General features: G+C 65.4%; 14 protein-coding genes. 11 read left to right on the top strand and 3 right to left on the bottom strand.

Annotated elements, in window-relative coordinates; genetic code table 11:
- Positions 1 to 79: 79 nt before the first annotated feature.
- From BRAGE_RS0104425 to BRAGE_RS0104405, 5 genes are all read left to right on the top strand, one after another.
- Entirely contained in the window at positions 80 to 1,024 is a 945-nt protein-coding gene (locus BRAGE_RS0104425) for an ABC transporter substrate-binding protein (RefSeq protein WP_027562330.1), read from the top strand.
- A gap of 72 nt (positions 1,025 to 1,096) precedes the next feature.
- Positions 1,097 to 1,870 carry an ABC transporter permease gene (locus tag BRAGE_RS0104420; protein ID WP_027562329.1) on the top strand — a complete coding sequence of 258 codons (774 nt, stop codon included), beginning with the start codon at positions 1,097 to 1,099 and terminating at the stop codon, positions 1,868 to 1,870.
- Positions 1,867 to 2,652, top strand: a complete 786-nt coding sequence (locus tag BRAGE_RS0104415; RefSeq protein ID WP_027562328.1) for an ABC transporter ATP-binding protein — start codon at positions 1,867 to 1,869, stop codon at positions 2,650 to 2,652. Before BRAGE_RS0104420 ends, BRAGE_RS0104415 begins: the two co-directional genes overlap by 4 nt.
- A complete protein-coding gene (locus tag BRAGE_RS0104410) occupies positions 2,645 to 3,877 on the top strand; it encodes a Zn-dependent hydrolase (protein ID WP_027562327.1) in 1,233 nt (410 codons plus the stop codon). The genes BRAGE_RS0104415 and BRAGE_RS0104410 overlap by 8 nt, the downstream gene beginning before the upstream one ends.
- Before the next feature lie 153 nt (positions 3,878 to 4,030).
- On the top strand, positions 4,031 to 4,951 hold the full coding sequence (locus tag BRAGE_RS0104405) for a catalase family peroxidase (protein WP_027562326.1): 921 nt from the start codon (positions 4,031 to 4,033) through the stop codon (positions 4,949 to 4,951).
- A 20-nt stretch (positions 4,952 to 4,971) separates the two neighbouring features.
- Here BRAGE_RS0104405 and BRAGE_RS0104400 read toward each other — a convergent pair whose 3' ends face one another.
- The 3 genes from BRAGE_RS0104400 to BRAGE_RS54195 all read right to left on the bottom strand — a co-directional run bounded on the left by BRAGE_RS0104400 (position 4,972) and on the right by BRAGE_RS54195 (position 8,801).
- Positions 4,972 to 5,904, bottom strand: a complete 933-nt coding sequence (locus BRAGE_RS0104400; RefSeq protein WP_027562325.1) for a helix-turn-helix domain-containing protein — start codon at positions 5,902 to 5,904, stop codon at positions 4,972 to 4,974.
- 169 nt (positions 5,905 to 6,073) lie between these two features.
- Positions 6,074 to 8,551 carry an outer membrane protein assembly factor BamA gene (bamA, locus tag BRAGE_RS0104395; RefSeq protein ID WP_416207782.1) on the bottom strand — a complete coding sequence of 826 codons (2,478 nt, stop codon included), beginning with the start codon at positions 8,549 to 8,551 and terminating at the stop codon, positions 6,074 to 6,076.
- 55 nt (positions 8,552 to 8,606) lie between these two features.
- Positions 8,607 to 8,801, bottom strand: a complete 195-nt coding sequence (locus tag BRAGE_RS54195) for a hypothetical protein (protein ID WP_141263128.1) — start codon at positions 8,799 to 8,801, stop codon at positions 8,607 to 8,609.
- 82 nt (positions 8,802 to 8,883) lie between these two features.
- On the opposite strand from BRAGE_RS54195, the gene BRAGE_RS0104390 reads away from it, so the two are divergent.
- The 6 genes from BRAGE_RS0104390 (at position 8,884) to BRAGE_RS0104365 (ending at position 17,130) form a co-directional block, all read left to right on the top strand.
- Positions 8,884 to 9,252, top strand: a complete 369-nt coding sequence (locus tag BRAGE_RS0104390; protein ID WP_092216098.1) for a hypothetical protein — start codon at positions 8,884 to 8,886, stop codon at positions 9,250 to 9,252.
- Positions 9,253 to 10,363: 1,111 nt separating this feature from the next.
- On the top strand, positions 10,364 to 11,806 hold the full coding sequence (locus BRAGE_RS0104385) for an efflux transporter outer membrane subunit (protein WP_051377688.1): 1,443 nt from the start codon (positions 10,364 to 10,366) through the stop codon (positions 11,804 to 11,806).
- Positions 11,807 to 11,829: 23 nt separating this feature from the next.
- Positions 11,830 to 13,038, top strand: coding sequence for an efflux RND transporter periplasmic adaptor subunit (locus tag BRAGE_RS0104380; RefSeq protein WP_416207783.1), 1,209 nt, complete (start codon positions 11,830 to 11,832; stop codon positions 13,036 to 13,038).
- A gap of 1 nt (position 13,039) precedes the next feature.
- On the top strand, positions 13,040 to 15,001 hold the full coding sequence (locus tag BRAGE_RS0104375; RefSeq protein ID WP_027564565.1) for a MacB family efflux pump subunit: 1,962 nt from the start codon (positions 13,040 to 13,042) through the stop codon (positions 14,999 to 15,001).
- Positions 15,002 to 15,091: 90 nt separating this feature from the next.
- Complete coding sequence (locus BRAGE_RS0104370; protein WP_027564566.1) at positions 15,092 to 15,805, top strand: response regulator; 714 nt, start codon at positions 15,092 to 15,094, stop codon at positions 15,803 to 15,805.
- Positions 15,802 to 17,130 carry an ATP-binding protein gene (locus BRAGE_RS0104365; RefSeq protein WP_027564567.1) on the top strand — a complete coding sequence of 443 codons (1,329 nt, stop codon included), beginning with the start codon at positions 15,802 to 15,804 and terminating at the stop codon, positions 17,128 to 17,130. Before BRAGE_RS0104370 ends, BRAGE_RS0104365 begins: the two co-directional genes overlap by 4 nt.
- Positions 17,131 to 17,169: the final 39 nt, after the last annotated feature.

Genomic DNA, 17,169 nt, shown 5'->3' with positions numbered 1-17,169 from the left:
ATGCTTCGGGCAACGGTCCGTAGGGGCCGACAGAGATCAACAGGACGTCAATCCATCGATCGGCAAGAGGACGACAATCATGCGTAGTTCGACGATTTTTGCGACAATCATTGCTCTTGCGGCCTCCACTCCCGTGCTCGCCGACGATGTCAAGGTCGGCATCGGCATCTCCGGCTGGACCGGTTTCGCGCCGCTGACGCTGGCGAAGGAGGCCGGCATCTTCAAGAAGAACGGCCTCGACGTCACCATCAAGAAGATCCCGCAGAAGGATCGTCATCTCGCGATCGCCTCCGGCGACGTCCAATGCGCGGCGACGACGGTCGAGACCTGGATCTCCTGGAACGCCAACGGCGTTGCGACCAAGCAGATCTTCCAGCTCGACAAGAGCTATGGCGCCGACGGCATGGCCGTGCGCAACGACGTCAGCGCGATCAAGGAGCTGAAGGGCAAGACGGTCGCAGCCTCCGCACCCGGCACATCGCCCTATTTCGCGCTGGCCTGGATGCTCAAGAAAAATGGTCTGTCGGTGAAGGACGTCACCGTCGTGAACCTCGAGCCGGCCGCGGCCGCGCAAGCCTTCGTCTCCGGCCAGAACGATGCCGCCATGACCTATGAGCCGTATCTGTCGACGGTCCGCGCCGCGCCCGACAAGGGCAAGATCATCGCGACCACGCTCGACTATCCCATGGTCATGGACACCTTTGGCTGCACGCCGAAGTTCCTCAGCGAGAACCCGAAAGCCGCCAAGGCGCTCGCCGACAGCTATTTCGAGGCGCTCGACATGATCGCCAAGGATCAGGCCAAGGCCTATGAGATCATGGGCGCGGACGTGAAGCAGAGCGGCGAGCAGTTCGGCAACTCGGCAAAGTACCTGCGCTGGCAGGACAAGGCCGCGAACCAGAAATTCTTCGCCGGCGACTTCCTGACCTTCAACAAGGAGGCCGCGGACCTTCTGCTCGAGATCGGCATCATCAAGGCCGCGCCGAAGGTCGAGGACCTCTTCGACGCGAGCTACATCAAGTAAGTCACTTTGGAGCTGCCGGCCCCGTCTCGCGGCGGGGCCGGCAAATCTGTTCACCGCCTGGATAGATCGTCGATGCGTCCCCTGGACCCTGTTACATCGAAGCAGCGCATGGTTTACGGCCTTGCGTTCTTTGTCCTGTTCGTTGCGCTCTGGTCATGGGCGACGCTCGGCGGCCATGTGTCGAAGACCTTCCTCGCCAATCCGCTGACCATGGTGCAGGAAGGTTATGACCTCCTGGCCAAGCAGGGATTCATCTACGACATCGGCATGACGATCTGGCGCGTCGTCGGCGGCTTTGCGCTCGCCGCCATCATCGCGGTGCCGCTCGGCGTGCTGATGGGTGCCTACAAGCCGGTCGAGGCGTTCCTCGAGCCGTTCGTGTCCTTTGCACGCTATCTGCCCGCCTCCGCCTTCATTCCGCTGCTGATCCTGTGGGCGGGCATCGGCGAGTTGCAAAAGCTGCTCGTCATCTTCATCGGCTCGGTATTCCAGGTCATCCTGATGGTCGCGGTCACCGTCGGTGCCACGCGGCGCGATCTGGTCGAGGCGGCCTATACGCTGGGCGCCAGCGATCGCGGCATCATCCGCCGCGTGCTGCTGCCCTCCTCCGCGCCCGAGATCGCGGAAATCCTGCGCCTGGTGCTGGGCTGGGCCTGGACTTACGTCATCGTCGCCGAGCTGATCGGCTCGTCCTCGGGCATCGGCCACATGATCACCGACAGCCAGGCGCTGCTCAACACCGGGCAGATCATCTTCGGCATCATCGTGATCGGACTGATCGGCCTCCTCTCGGACTTCATGTTCAAGGCGTTCAACGCCTGGCTGTTTCCGTGGAGGCTCGCATGACCACGCTCAGAATCGAGCAGGTCTCGCGCACCTTCCCCGCCCGCCACGGCAATGCGCCGACCAGGGCGCTGGAGCCGACCGACCTCACCATCGCCAACAACGACTTCGTCACCATCCTCGGGCCCTCCGGCTGCGGCAAGTCCACGCTGCTGCGCATCGTTGCCGGCCTCGACCGTCCGACCAGCGGCCGCGTCACGCTCGACGGCCGCGAGGTGACCGGCCCGGGTGCCGATCGCGGCATGGTGTTCCAGTCCTACACGCTGTTCCCCTGGCTGACCGTGCGCGAGAACATCGCCTTCGGCCTGCGCGAGCGCGGCGTGGCCGAGGCGGAGCGAAACAAGATCGCGGATGCCTTCATCCGCCAGGTCGGGCTGTCCGGCTTCGAGAATCACTGGCCGAAACAGCTCTCGGGCGGCATGCAGCAGCGCACCGCGATCGCGCGTGCGCTCGCCAATGATCCCAAGATTCTCTTGCTGGACGAGCCCTTCGGCGCACTCGACAACCAGACCCGCGCCTTGATGCAGGAAATGCTGCTGGGAATCTGGGAACGCGACCAGAAGACCGTGCTGTTCGTAACCCACGACATCGAGGAGGCAATCTTCCTCGGCAGCCGCGTCATCGTCATGAGCGCACGCCCGGGCCGGATCAAGGCCGAGATCAATGTGGACCTGCCGCATCCGCGCTCCTACAAGATCAAGACGACGCCGGAATTCGTCCAGCTCAAGGAACGGCTGGTCGAGGAGATCCGCACTGAGGCGCTCAAGGTTGCCGAACATGCCTGACACCAAGCCGCGCGCCAATGGCGAGCGCGTTCTCGCCGACCTCAATGCCCTCCGCGCCATCGGCGCCTACAAGACCGGCGTGCACAAGCCGACCTTCTCCGAGCCGCATAGGCAATCGCTGGACTGGCTGGTGCAGAAGCTGCCCGACGCCGGTCTTGCCGCCGCGATCGACGGCATCGGCAACGTATTCGGCACCAGCGCCAAGCCGGGGCCAAAACTGCTCGCCGGCTCGCATCTGGAGAGCCAGAATTACGCCGGCTGGCTCGATGGCCCGCTCGGCGTCGTCTATGCGCTTGAAGCCGCCCGCGTGCTCAACGCCGATCCCGCGCTCAGGGGCGCGGTCGAGGTCGCAGCGTGGTGCGACGAAGAAGGTCATTTCGGCAGCTTTCTCGGCTCGCGGTCCTATGTGGGACAAGTGACCGAAGCCGAGATCGACGCCGCGCGCGACCGCACCAGCGGCCGGACCATGCGCGAGGCCCTCGCCGACATGGGTCTCGCCGGGCGGGCGCGCGTTGCCGCCGAGCCGGGCCGGCACCTCGGATATCTGGAGGCGCATATCGAGCAGGGCGACACGCTCGAAAGCGGCAAGCTTGCGATCGGCGTCGTGACCTCCATCGTCGGCATCTGGCAATACAAGATCAATTTCACCGGTGAGCAGAACCACGCCGGCACCACGCGCATGACCGTGCGGAAGGACGCCGGTCTCGCGCTGGCCAAATTCTGCGTGGCGATCGACGAGCGTTTTCCGGGCGCCTGCGGACCCCGCACCGTCTGGACCACCGGCCGCATCACGCTCGATCCCGGTGCGCCGAGCATCATCCCGGGCGGCGCCGAGATGCTGTTCCAGATCCGCGATGACAACCCGGCCGTGATCGCGCGGCTGGAGGAGCTGCTGCGGACCATGGCCGACGAGGCCAGCGCGAAAGGCCCCTGCACCGTCACCGTGGAGAAGATCCGCACCGGCGCGCCCGCCATGATGAACACGGGCATTCAGGACGCGATCGAGGCCGCGAGCAAGGCTCTCGCTGACGGACGCTCCATTCGCATGCCGAGCGGCGCCGGCCACGACGCGCAGATGCTGGCAACCGTGATGCCCGCAGGCATGCTGTTCGTGCCGTCGATCGGCGGCATCAGCCACCACTGGACCGAAAATACTGCCGACGCCGATATCGTCACCGGCGCGCAGGTGTTCGTCGACGCCTGCCGGCGGATCCTCGGCGGTTAGCCGGGCGCCGTCCAGCCGGCGCGCGGCGGCCAAGTCCGCGCGCTCAGCCATGCACGCATCTTGGGCAGGATCGTGCCAAGCGCGATCGGTTCGGGAAAGACTCTGATTTCGCACGAGGCCTAATCTGCGCGCCCCCACGCGAGAAGGCCCATCATGCCCCGGAGTCCCACGGCAACGCCCGCCGCCATCGTCGATGCCCTGAAGGCGGTTGCCGGCAATCCGCCGAAGGTGCGCGCGAGTTTCGCCAAAGGCTGGTGCGTTCGCGGCACCTACACTCCATCGGACCGCGCGGGAGAGATCACGCGATCCCAGAGCTTCACAAGGCCATCGCGTGTGCTAGCCCGCTTCTCGGTCGGCGGCGGCAATCCTGGCGTCGCCGACACCAACAATCTGGTGCTGCGCGGCTTCAGCTTCAAGCTCGGCGACGAGGATCATCGATCCGACATTCTCGTCGAGAGCGCGCCGGTGCATTTTGCGCGAACGCTCGAGCAGATGCTGGCCTTCCTCAAGGCGCGCGTTCCGGGCGCCGACGGCAAGCCTGATATGGCAAAGGTCAAGGCGTTCTCGGTGGCCAATCCCGAGACACTCAATCAGGCGAACTACATCGCTGCGCGCCCGTTGCCCGGAAGCCTTGCCGGTACGACCTATTGGGGCGTGCACGCCTTTCCGGCAACGAATGAGCAAGGCGAGACGCGCTTCATCAAGTTCAAGGTGGCCCCGGCCGGAGGCGACATCACGCTGAGCGAGGACGAAGCGAGAGCGAAGCCGGCCGATTTCCTGCGCGACGATCTCGGCACGCGGATCGCGGCAGGCCATGCCCGCTTCAACGTGATGGCGCTGCTCGATCGTCCCGGCGATCCCATCAAGGACGTCACGATCCGCTGGCCCGACGAGGATGATCGCGAAGAGGTGCGCCTCGGCACGATCGTGATCACCGGCTTCGAGCCGAACGAGGCCTGCGACGCCTCCATTTTCAATCCGGCCAATCTCGCCGATGGCATCGGCCACCCGCCGGACGAGATCTTTGCGGCGCGGCGCGCCGCCTACACCATTTCACTGGCCAAGCGCCGCTGAGGCGCACGGCATCACCGATTTCAAGCCCCGACGCGCGAGGCCCCAAGCGCCTCGCGGCGCCATACCGCCGGGCTGACGCCGACGATCGAGGAAAACACCCGCGTGAAATGGCTCTGATTGGCAAAGCCGGCCGACATCGCGATCTCCGACAGCGGCAGGTCGCGAACGCTCATCAACTGCTTGGCGGCCTTGACGCGCTGATGCAGCAGCCATTGGTGCGGCGGCAGGCCGATCGAAATCCGGAAGGCGCGCGAGAAATGGCTGACCGAGAGGTCGAGTTCGGCCGCGACTTTCTGCAACGAGAGCTTGCCGCTGAGGTCGGATTCGAGCCGCTCGCAGGCGCGCTTCGCCTGCCATGGCGCGAGGCCGCCGCGCGCGGATGCGGTCGTACGCTGAAGCCCGCCATAGGTCTGGGCCACATGGGCGGTCAGGCCGAGCATCATGTGATCGATGAACAGCTGATTGGCCTCGTCCGGTCTGCGCAGGCCCTCTTGGAGCGAGGCGCCGATGTGACGGATGATTCCGTCGTCATGGCCGATGCCGATCTGACAGTCGAGCTCGTCGACGCGCGGCGCATTGCACTGCTCGGCGATGCTGTCGAGCGCCGAGCGTGGAATGTAGAAAAACAGCGAGTGGAACGGCTTGTCGATCACGTAGCGCGGATCGCGCTTGAGATCGTAGAGATAGGTCGTCCCGGCGCGGACATCCGCCCGCATGATGCATTTGCCGCGCTCCCAGAGCTCGCAGTCCGGATAATCGTGCAGCTTCAGGCTGACGAGAAAGGCATCTTCGGCGGTCAGCGAGCCGGACAGGCCACGCACCGGGCGGTCATTGCGGGTTTCGGTGACCGCGAGCGCGGCGCTGCGCAGCGAGCGCGTGACCAGCGAGGGCGGCGCATCCTTCAAACGCAGGAATTGCCCAAGCCTCTGCCCGTAGGCGCCTGCCTGTGTCATCGGGATCGTCCTTCTGTGGAAACTCAAGTGCAGGCCACAGGGCCCTGCAATTGCAGCGCGCATTATCGGACATTCGCCAATAGCTGTCCACGCTTGCGCGCAACAAGCCCATCACAGATTTTCACAAACGCACGAGGCATGCCGCGGCGTCCCGCCGCAGCACCGCGTCCTAGAATGAGGTGCCGCCGCCGAACCTGAACTCCTGGACGATGTCGTATTTGCCCTTCGTGATCGGCACCGCATAGTCGAAACGCAGCGGCCCGAACGGCGAGGCCCAGATCAGGCCGACACCGACCGACGAGCGCACCACATTGCCGTCGTCATATTGCAGTCCGCAGGTCGGACAGGCCTTGGTGTTGACCTCGCCGGTGGCCGACCATGACGTCGGCCCCTGGTAGCCCCAGAGCGAGCCGGCGTCGGCATAGACCGCGCCCTTGAGGCCGACTTCCTTCGGCAGGAACCAGAACGGCATCTGCAATTCCATCGACGCGCCCCAATATTTGGTGCCGCCGAGCGCATCGCCCGCGGTGCCGTAATTGTAATAGGTGATGTCGCGCGGGCCGATGCCGTTGGAAGCGAAGCCGCGGACGAGATTCGGGCCCATCTGGAAGTGATCGAGCATGCGCAGATCGTTGTTGCCGATCTTGTTGAGGATACCGCCCTGGAGGTGGATCACGTTGACGATATCGGACACCAGCGACGTGTAGTACTTGGTGTCCACGGCGGTCTTCAGATAGGTGACGTCACCGCCGACCCCGGCGAAATCCTGCCGGAAGTCGACCAGCAGACCGTCGGTCGGGTTCTTGTTGTTGTCGAGCGTGTTGTAGTTCAGCGTGTAGCCGAGCGCCGAAGTCCAGGTCGCGCCGTTCGCCAATTCCTTCCGGACCGGCAGGCTCGACTCGCCGTCGCCGTAGCAGCCATAGCCATAGACGCCCGAATCCGTCGCATTGGTCGGGTCCACGCCGCCTAGGACGTTCTTGATGTAGGCCGGCGTCGGATTGAAGGCCAGCGAGCTGTTCGATGCGTTGTTGTTACAGTTGTTGTAGGCGCTGGCGAGCGTGATGCTCTGCTGATAGAGCGAATAGCGCAGCTGGAGCGAGAGATCCTCGCGCAGCGCGAAGCCGAGGCGCGGCGAGAAGCCCAGCGTCGTCACGCCATAGCTCGTATAGCTGTTCGACAATTGCTGGCGCCAATAGGTGTCGAATCCGAGCGCCAGCCGGTAGTCGAGCAGATAGGGCTCGACGAACGACAGCGAGATGCCGCGCGAATACTGGCCGTAGCTGACGGATGCCTTGGCGTAGAGCCCCTTGCCGAGCAGGTTGCGCTCGGAGACCGAAACTTCGGCCAGGGCGCCGTCGGTGGTGGAGTAACCGCCCGAGATCGAGAAGTCGCCGGTCGATTTCTCCTCCATCTCCACGACCAGGATGACGCGGTCGCTCGACGAGCCCGGCTCGGTCGTGATCTTCACGCTCTTGAAGTAGTCGAGGTTCTTCAGCCGCCGCTCGGCACGGTCGACCAGGGCGCGGTTGTAGGCGTCGCCTTCCGAGAGGTCGAATTCGCGGCGGATCACGTAGTCGCGCGTGCGCGTGTTGCCGCGCAGATTGATGCGCTCGATATAGGTGCGCGGCCCCTCGTCGACGTTGAAGACGACCGACACTGTATGCGCCTCGAAGTTGCGGTCGCCGCTGGGCCGGACGATGGCGAAAGCATAGCCGCGTCGCGAGGCTTCGATCTGCATCTCCTCGGTCGACTTCTCGACCGCTTCCACATTGTAGAGCGAACCGGTACCGACGCGCGAATAGGAACGCATCGAGCTTGCGTCGAAATTCGGGATGCTGGAGCGGAAGTCGACCGATCCGACCCGATATTGCTGGCCTTCCTCGATCTTGAAGGTGACGTTGAAGCCCTTCTTCTCCGGATCGTATTCGGTGAGCGCGGCCACGACCTGGACGTCGGCATAGCCGTTCTTGAGATAGAAGCGGCGGATCAGGTCGCGGTCGGCCTCGACGCGGTCGGGGTCGTAGATGTCGTTGTTACCGAGGAAGCTGAGCAGGTTGCTTTCGTGCGTCTTGATCACGTCGCGCAGCCGCGCCGCCGAATAGGCGTTGTTGCCGATGAACTCGACCGACTTGACGCCGGTCTTGGCGCCCTCCTCGATGGTGAAGATCAGGTCGACGCGGTTGCTCGGCTGCTCGATGATCTCGGGCGTGACGTGGACGTCGTAGCGGCCCGAGCGCCGGTAGATCTCGGCGATGCGCAGCGTATCGGACTGCACCATGGCGCGGGAGAAGGTGCCGCGCGCCTTGGACTGGATTTCGGCCGAAAGCTGCTCGTCCTTGATCTTCTTGTTGCCCTCGAAGGCGATGCGGCCGATCACGGCGTTTTCGACCACCGACACGGTGATGCGGCCGCCGGCCTGGCTGATCTTCACGTCCTGGAACAGGCCGGTCCCGATCAGCGCCTTGAGACCGTCGTCGATCGCGGATTGATCGAGCCGTCCGCCAGGGCCGGGCCTGAAGTAGGAGCGGACCGTCTCCGCCTCGACGCGGCGATTGCCTTCGACCACGATCGTCTCCACGCTCTGCGCGGCGGCCGGTTGCGGCAACAGCGCGACCGGAATTGAACTCGCAATCGATACACCGCTCATCGCCACCGCGATCAGCCAGGCCCGCAAAACCGACATTCCACACCTCAAGAGCACGTCACCTGCTCAAACGAAACGGCTGTGGCCGCGGTGTGGCTTTGAGATTGCTGTACTGTTTCCGGTCGTTGAATTTGATTGGCCGATCAGCCGCGTCGGCGTTGCCGCCACGATGACGGCGCGGGCCATCAATGGCGGCTGGCTGAGGTTGAAGCCGCCGCGAAGCGGCCTGCCCCATGTGCAGCTTCAGCAACATCGCGCAACGCCCGAATTCTTTACAGGCCCCCGATCCGGTGCGAGAGGCGGCGGCATCAGGAACTCGCATGGGGTGTTTGCCGATGAACGCGATTGTCATGACCAGAACGGCGCTGGTCGCCCTCCTCGCCTCGACCCTCGCCGCGCATGCCGAGACAGCCGGCAAGCGCGATCAATCGCCGACGAGGCAGAATGCCGCCTATGAGTACGGTCCGAACGGCCCCAACCGCTCCTACCCCTCAGGCCCGCACACGCGCATCTATGTGAGCAAGCGGTCGTGGCTGGATGGCGGGACCGAGGTGCTTCCCGGCGAGCGCAAGTTCACCGACTACGCCCTGCCGCCCGGCACGTCGTTCGCGCGCGGCAACAACAACCGGCCGCTCGATCGGCAGCCGCTGAGCCCTGACTCGGATCTCGGTGGATTTGTGCAAAGGATCCCGATCTCGTGGTGACCAGACGTGTCCCGGACACGCGGCAACGCCCGGAGGCGGCATCTCAGATTTCCGCTCTTGTAGGATGGGTAGAGCGAAGCGAAACCCATCGACTCGTTGGCGCCGAAGCATGATGGGTTTCGCTTCGCTCTACCCATCCTACGGCGCTGCGGACGCGCCTTCGCCTTCTCGCGGCTCAATTCACCCGAGCTTTGCTTGGTCATTCCACCCTCAAAGCCAAGAGGGCGCAGGGAAGGCCGGGTGCCGGCTAGCACCCGCGGTCCGCTGCGCGAATAGGTAGCGCAAGGAGACCGCACAGCAGCATACAGGTGAAGCCCAACACACGGCCTTCCCTGCGCGATGGTTGGACGGCTTATGCCGTGCTCTCCCGGGAGCCGAGTTCGTTCTGGCCTCCCTCACTCTCACGAAAGTCGCCGGCACCGCGCCGGTTGACGCGACTGCCGCATCCGCAAGAGCTTGACCGTAGCAACGACGGCCAGGACCACACGGTTTTGCCGTACGCACGGCCCGCTATTCGCCGCAGTTTTCCCAGCCCTGTCGACAGAGCCGGAAACTTACAGGCGAGACGAACCTGACAGCGCCGTTCGTCCACGCGCGGTTTCGGGCTCGCGGAGAGCAATCCGCCCCGCCCTAACCTCTCGCGCCCGACGCTGCCGCGTCCACCGCAAGCCCGGCTCGCGAACATGACGACCTCACGATCGCCCCTCAAGGATGAGCCGGGATGGGCAAGACATACGACAAATCCGAATTTCGGTAAAGTGGAATATTTTTGTCTAGAGGGCTTGACCAGGCGGCGACACAGGGCCGATGTTCTTCCCGGCGGGCACCGTGCCGCCAGCGCCGAGATGCCGCGCAATATCTGTTTACATTCAGAAACATTGGGGCTGCCGAAAGGCCACGATCGCCCGGCTAGTGGTTCCTGCCTCGACCCCGCCTCCGAGGACGATGGGCGCCGTTCCTTCCCGGGCCAGGCCAATGGATCTCAGCCGATTTGATGCCGTCTCACTCGTTCGTCGCAATCCCCGTGCCATCCGCAAAGGAGAATCCCCATCCAACGCCCAGCCTGTTGCGCGCCGCCCTGTCGCGTGGCGGATCAGTTTGCTTCGCGCTGATGCTGGGTAGCTCATTGACCGGCTGCGCGGTGGGTCCGGACTATGCCGGTCCGCCAAGGCTGAACCTGCCTTCGCACTGGAGCACCAAGGCCGCTTCGCGGCGAGATGCCGGCACGCTTGATCGCTGGTGGCTGCGCCTGCGCGATCCTCTGCTCAACCGGCTGATCGAAGAGGCCGTCGAAGCCAATCCCAGCGTCGCCAAGGCGAAAGCGGTCGTGCGCGAAGCGCGCGCAACCGTGCAGCAGACCAGCGCCGGCCTGTTTCCGTCCGTGAGCGGCACGGCCTCGGGGACGAACAACAAGACCAGCTCCGGCTCCGCCTCGGCCATCGCGGACAGCGCGCCCTACACGCTGCACCAGGGGAGCTTCGATTCGAGCTGGGAGCTCGACCTGTTCGGCGGCACGCAGCGGAGCATCGAGGCGGCGGTGCGCGGCGAACAATCCGCCGAGGAGGATTTGCGCGACAGCCTCGTCACCCTGATCGGCGACGTCGCCGCCTACTATGTCGAGGCGCGCGGCTATCAGGCCCGGATCGCGCTGGCAGAGCGCACATCGGTCTCGCAGCGCGACACCGAGAAGCTGACCCGCAGCAAATACGACGCCGGCAGCGGCAACGCCGTCGATCTTGCCAAAGCGACGGCGCAGGCCGCCAGCACCGAAGCCAACGTCCCGACCTATCAGGCGGCGCTTGCCGCCGACATCCACCGGCTCGGCATCCTGCTCGGCCGCCCGCCCAACGGCGTCGCGGCGCTGCTGGCGAAGTCCGCGCCGGTGCCGGCGCCGCGCATGCCATTGCCAACGGGGCTGCCCGCCGATCTGCTGATGAGCCGCCCCGACATCGCCAGCGCCGAACGCAAGCTGGCGCAGGTGACCGCCAAGATCGGCGCGGCCGAGGCCGACCGCTACCCGGCGGTGTCGCTCACCGGCTCGGTCGGCACCTCGGCGATGCGCGTCGGCGATCTCGCAAAATATTCCAGCGTGAGCTGGTCGGTCGGCCCTTCCGTCACCGTGCCAGTGTTCGATGCGGGCAAGCGCCTCGCGACGGTCAGGATCGCGGAAGCGCAGCGCGACCAGGCCTTCGCCACGTTCCATTCGACCCTGCTCACCGCGCTCGAAGATGTCGAGAACGCGCTGGTCTCGCTGGCCCAGGAACGCGTCCGCGCCAGCAAGCTGACCGAAGCGGCGACGAACTACCGCGAGGCGGCAAAGCTGTCGCGCTCGCTGTTCGAGACCGGCAGCGCCAGCTTCATCGACGTGCTCGATGCCGAGCGATCGCTCTATTCGGCCGAGGATTCGCTGATCCAGAGCAAGGTCGCGGCGGCCAAGGACTACATCTCGCTCGCCAAGGCGCTCGGCGGCGGCTGGACCGATCCAGTCGACGTCTCGAGGCCGATCATCGTGGACACCAACACCGGACCGCATCTCCGGGAGGTGCAGAAGTGACCGAGTTCATCACCGCCAGGCACATGAAGGTCGCCGCCGCAATCGTCGCCGTCGTTGCGACCGGCGTCGTCGCGGCCTCGCGTTTCCCGGGAACGTCGAGCAAGGCGCAATCCTACATCACGGCACCCGTCACGATCAGCGATCTGCGCGAGGAGGTACTCGCCAGCGGCACCCTGAAACCGGCGCGGCTGACCGCCGTCGGCGCCCAGGTGTCCGGCCGCATCACCGCGCTCAACGTCCGCATCGGCGACACCGTCAAGGCCGGCGACGTCATCGCCCAGATCGATCCCGTCACCAAGCAGAACGATCTGCGCAGCTCGGAAGCCTCGCTGAAGAACTATCGCGCGCAGAAGGAGGAGAAGGAGGCCGCCTTGGTGCTGGCCGAGGCGAACCTCGTGCGCCAGCAGGCGACATTGGCGCAGCGCGCGACCTCGCGCAGCGATTTCGACAGCGCGGATTCGACCGTGCGCCAGACCCGCGCCCAGATCGCAGCCCTCGAGGCGCTGATCGTCGGCGCCGAGGCCAGCGTCCAGACCGCGCGGGTGAATCTCGAATACACCCGCATCACCGCGCCGATCGACGGCACGGTGCTCGCCACCGTGGTGCAGGAGGGACAGACGGTCAACGCGGTGCAGTCCGCGCCGACCATCGTCGTGCTGGGCCAACTGGAGACGATGACGGTGCGGGCGGAGATCTCCGAGGCCGATATCGTCAAGGTCCGGCCGGGACAATCGCTCTATTTCACGATCCTCGGCGACCAGGACCATCGCTACGAGGCCCGCCTGGAACAGATCGAGCCGGCGCCCGAATCGATCAAGAACGACGCCAGCTTCTCCTCGACCACCACGTCGAGTTCGAGCTCGTCCAGTTCATCGAGCTCGACCAGCACGGCGATCTACTACATCGGCGTCTTCAACGTGCCGAACAAGGATTATGCACTGCGGACCTACATGACCGCCGAGGTGCACATCGTCACCGGCGAGGCTAAGCGCGTAAAAGTCATCCCCGCGCTGGCGGTGATGCGGAAATCCGACGGCCGCAGCACGGTGCGGACGCTTGCCGCATCCGGTGACGTAAGCGAGCGCGAGGTCAAGACCGGCCTCAACGATCGCACCACCGTCGAGATCCGATCCGGCCTCGACGAGGGCGAACGGGTCGTCACCGGGGAAGCCAACGAGCAGACCGCATCGCACGGCATGCCGGGCGGCCCGCCCGGAGGGGGAGGCCCATGAGGTGACCGACCCGATCATCGATCTCCAGAACATCCGCCGCGAGTTCGCGGCCGGCGACACCATTGTGGTGGCGCTCGATGATTTCTCGCTGAGCATCCAGCCCGGCGAGATGGTCGCGATCATCGGTCAGTCCGGGTCGGGTAAGTCGACGCTGCTCAACATCCTGGGCTGTCTCGACCGTCCAACGTCAGGCACCTATCGGGTCGCGGGCAAGAACGTCTCTGAGCTAGATGCGGATCAGTTGGCGGCGCTGCGGCGCGAGCATTTCGGCTTCATCTTCCAGCGCTACAATCTGCTCGGTGATCTCTCCGCGGCCGACAACGTCGAGATTCCCGCCGTCTATGCCGGCATGACGGCGCGGGAGCGGCGCACGCGCGCGGACCGGCTGCTGGCGCGGCTCGGCGTCGGCGAACGCAGCGGCCATCGCCCGAACCAGCTCTCCGGCGGCCAGCAGCAGCGCGTCTCGATCGCGCGAGCGCTGATCAACGGCGCCGAGGTGATCCTGGCGGACGAGCCGACCGGCGCACTCGACCGGCGCAGCGGCGAGGAGGTCCTGAAGATCCTGAAAGAGCTGCACCGCGAGGGGCGGACCATCATCATCGTCACCCACGATGCCGGTGTCGCCGCGCGGGCCGAGCGCATCGTCGAGCTGCGCGACGGCAAGATCGTCTCCGATCGCCGCACGGAGAGCGAGGCCATGGCGGAGCCGCCTGCCCCGGCGTCCCGGACCTCAGGGAACGGCGGCGCTCGTTGGTCCGGCGGATTGCGGCGCCTGCGGGAGGCCTCGCGCATGGCGCTGGTCGCGATGGCCGCGCACCGGCTGCGCGCGTTCCTGACCATGCTCGGCATCATCATCGGCATCGCCGCGGTCTCGTCCGTGGTTGCCCTCGGCAATGCGTCCCAACGCAAGGTGCTGTCGGACATCGCAAGCCTCGGCACCAACACGATCGAGGTATTTCCCGGCAAGGATTTTGGCGATGCGCGCGCCGGCAAGATCAAGACGCTGGTGCTCGACGATGCCCGCGCGCTCGACCGGCAGAGTTTTATCGCCGGCGTCACGCCGACGGTCTCGACCAGCACAACCGTCCGCTATCGCGGCAACGAATCCAACGTGCTGGTGAACGGCGTCGGCGAAAGCTATTTCCAGGTCAAGGGCGCCAAGCTGGCAAAAGGCCGCCTGTTCGACGCCGATGCGGTCCGCAACATCGAGCGGCAGGCCGTCATCGACGACAACACCCGCAAGACCTTCTTCGCCGACGACCAGACCTCGGGCATCGGCCGCGTGATCTGGCTCGGCAAGGTGCCGTGCCGCATCGTCGGCGTCATCGCCCAGCAGCAGGGCGGGTTCGGCTCGAACCAGAACCTGTCTGTATATCTGCCCTACACCACCGTGCAGGCGCAATTCACCGGCGACCGCGCGCTGCGCAGCGTGCTGCTGCGGATCAGCGACGAGATCTCGACCACATTGGCTCAGGACGCGGTCACCACGCTTCTGAGGCAGCGGCACAACACCAAGGATTTCGTCATCCTCAATACCGACGACATCCGCCGCACCATCACCAGCACGACGCAGACCCTCGCCTTCCTGGTCGCCGCGATCGCGGTAATCTCGCTGGTCGTCGGCGGCATCGGCGTGATGAACATCATGCTGGTGTCGGTGTCCGAACGCATCAGCGAGATCGGCGTGCGCATGGCGGTCGGCGCGCGGCGCAGCGACATCCTCCAGCAGTTCCTGGTCGAGGCGACGCTGATCTCCTCGATCGGCGGCATCGCCGGCATTCTGATCGCGATCCTGCTCGGCGTCGCCATCAACGCCGCGGTGCCTGGATTCCAAGTCAGCTATTCGATGTTCTCGGTCGGCGCGGCGTTCCTGACCTCGACCGGGATCGGGATCGCCTTCGGCTTCTTCCCCGCCCGCCGTGCCGCCTTCCTCGACCCCGTGGTGGCGCTCAGCCGTGACTAACTCTAGGATTGCACCATGCCCGTAGTTCTTCGGACGAGACAACCGTCCGCAAATCGACCAACGATCGGCGATCCCGATGCGATTTCAACCATGACCAACGGCACGCCGAACATCCTGATCGTCGAGGACGATCAGCCGACCCGCGACCTCATCGCGCGCTATTTGCACGACCATTCGTTTGCGGTCAGCACCGTCACGAACGGCAAGGAGATGGACCGTTACCTCTCGCAGAACCGGGTCGATCTGATCGTGCTCGACCTGATGCTGCCAGGCGAGGACGGGCTCAGCCTGTGCCGCCGGCTGCGCATGGAGTCCATGACGCCGATCGTCATCCTCACCGCCAAGGGCGAGGACCTCGACCGCATCCTCGGCCTCGAGATGGGCGCCGACGATTATCTGCCGAAGCCGTTCAACCCGCGCGAGCTGCTCGCCAGGATCAATGCGGTGCTGCGCCGGAACGCCAGCGGCCTCACTGCCGCCTCCACCGCGACGCGCCTGAAGTTCCAGGGCTGGACCATCGATCTGCGCCTCAGGGAATTGCGCGACCCCGAAGGCGCGCAGGTGCCGCTGACCAGCGCCGAGTTCGATCTGCTGCAAGCCTTCTGCGAGCGTGCCGGCCGCGTGCTCGGCCGCGACAATCTGCTGAGCATGACGCGCGGCCGTCCCGGCGGCAGCTTCGGCCGCAGCATCGACGTGCTGGTCAGCCGGCTGCGCCGCAAGCTCGACCGGACGGAAGGCACGTCCATGATCAGGACCATCCGCACCGGCGGCTACATCTTCACGCCGGTCGTGGAGGAAGCATGAGGCGCGTTGCCGACGTCATCGCGCTGTTCAGCTTCAGGCGGATCAGCGGCCAGATCGCCGCCCTGGTCCTGTTCTCGCTGGTCCTGATCCATGTCCTGATCGGCGGATATTTCCTGCTCAACAGGCCGAAGCTTCTGGCGGACAGGCCGCTGGAGCAGTTCGCGCTGATCGTTCGGATCATCGCCAACACGCCACAGGCCGAGCGAGCGACCGTGCTGGAGAGCGTCAGCCGGACCTTTCCGGCGTTGAGGCTCCGCTTGCTAGAAGGCGTTTCCGCCTCCACCGTGCCATTGCCGCAGCGGACGCTGAACGTCCCCTCGCCGCTCAATGGCGAAGTCGACCTCATTCGCGGCAGCACGTCGGAAGACGATCGCGTCTGGTTTCACCTGTCGAAGGACGACGTGCTCGAGGCAACGATCGGCTCGCCGAAAATGCCGGCCTTCGTCAGCGGCCTGTGGACCTCCACGCTGCTGTTCCTGGTCGCGAGCGTCACGCTGCTCGGCGTCTGGGCCGGCCGCGCGCTCTCCTCGCCTTTGTCGGCGTTCGCCCGCGCGGCGGAGGATTTCAGCCTGAGCCGGTCGTCCGCGCCGCTCCCTGAAAACGGACCGGAGGAGATCAAGTCCGCAGCGCGCGCGCTCAACCGGATGCGCGAGCGCATCACGGCGCTGATGAACGACCGCACCCGCATGCTCGCGGCCATCAGCCACGATCTGCGCACGCCGATCACGCGGCTGCGGCTGCGCTCGGAATATATCGAGGATCCGGCCCAGCGCACGCAAACCGTGCGCGATCTCGACCAGATGCAGTCGATGCTGGAATCGGTGCTGTCGCTGCTGCGCAACGAGAGTCAGGTCAAGCCGACGCTGGTGGATGTTGCCGCGCTGCTGCAAATGGTCAGCGAGCAGTTTTCGGATTGCGGCCATGCGGTGACCTATTCGGGACCCGCGAGGGCCGCGTTCGTGATGCGGCCGGACGAGATCATCCGCGCGGTGACCAATCTCGTCGAGAACGCGACGCGCTTCGGAACCGACGTCGAGGTCGCGCTGGTGATGGCCGAAGATCGGCTCGTCATCGATGTCTCCGACAATGGACCCGGCATTCCCGACGACAAGAAGGCGGCGATGCTGGAGCCGTTCGTGCGGGGCGAGGAAGCCCGTACCATGGACGAGACATCGGGATTTGGCCTTGGCCTCTCGATCGCGCAGGCGATCGTGACCGCGCATGACGGAACGCTCGAGCTGCTCGACAATGCGCCGAAGGGCTTGCGCGTCCGCCTGCAGCTCGCTCGCGCCGGCCGCGACAATTCGAGCACCGCTCGGACATAAAGGCGCGGCAATTCTGGGGCTTGTCGGCGGCTCCCGCCT

It is taken from the genome of Bradyrhizobium genosp. SA-4 str. CB756, assembly GCF_000473125.1.
Lineage (GTDB): Bacteria > Pseudomonadota > Alphaproteobacteria > Rhizobiales > Xanthobacteraceae > Bradyrhizobium > Bradyrhizobium arachidis.
The sequence above is the reverse complement of the archived record's forward strand: the minus strand, read 5'-3'. Positions and strand labels throughout refer to the sequence as shown.

Coding starts and splice junctions, on each gene's coding strand:
- bamA (WP_416207782.1), bottom strand. CDS start 8,551: ATGAGCGGTGTATCGATTGCGAGTTCAATTCCGGTCGCGCTGTTGCCG.
- BRAGE_RS0104405 (WP_027562326.1), top strand. CDS start 4,031: ATGCCCCGGAGTCCCACGGCAACGCCCGCCGCCATCGTCGATGCCCTG.
- BRAGE_RS0104365 (WP_027564567.1), top strand. CDS start 15,802: ATGAGGCGCGTTGCCGACGTCATCGCGCTGTTCAGCTTCAGGCGGATC.
- BRAGE_RS0104415 (WP_027562328.1), top strand. CDS start 1,867: ATGACCACGCTCAGAATCGAGCAGGTCTCGCGCACCTTCCCCGCCCGC.
- BRAGE_RS0104390 (WP_092216098.1), top strand. CDS start 8,884: ATGAACGCGATTGTCATGACCAGAACGGCGCTGGTCGCCCTCCTCGCC.
- BRAGE_RS0104380 (WP_416207783.1), top strand. CDS start 11,830: ATGAAGGTCGCCGCCGCAATCGTCGCCGTCGTTGCGACCGGCGTCGTC.
- BRAGE_RS0104370 (WP_027564566.1), top strand. CDS start 15,092: ATGACCAACGGCACGCCGAACATCCTGATCGTCGAGGACGATCAGCCG.
- BRAGE_RS0104385 (WP_051377688.1), top strand. CDS start 10,364: ATGCTGGGTAGCTCATTGACCGGCTGCGCGGTGGGTCCGGACTATGCC.
- BRAGE_RS0104420 (WP_027562329.1), top strand. CDS start 1,097: ATGCGTCCCCTGGACCCTGTTACATCGAAGCAGCGCATGGTTTACGGC.
- BRAGE_RS0104425 (WP_027562330.1), top strand. CDS start 80: ATGCGTAGTTCGACGATTTTTGCGACAATCATTGCTCTTGCGGCCTCC.
- BRAGE_RS54195 (WP_141263128.1), bottom strand. CDS start 8,801: ATGTTGCTGAAGCTGCACATGGGGCAGGCCGCTTCGCGGCGGCTTCAA.
- BRAGE_RS0104400 (WP_027562325.1), bottom strand. CDS start 5,904: ATGACACAGGCAGGCGCCTACGGGCAGAGGCTTGGGCAATTCCTGCGT.
- BRAGE_RS0104410 (WP_027562327.1), top strand. CDS start 2,645: ATGCCTGACACCAAGCCGCGCGCCAATGGCGAGCGCGTTCTCGCCGAC.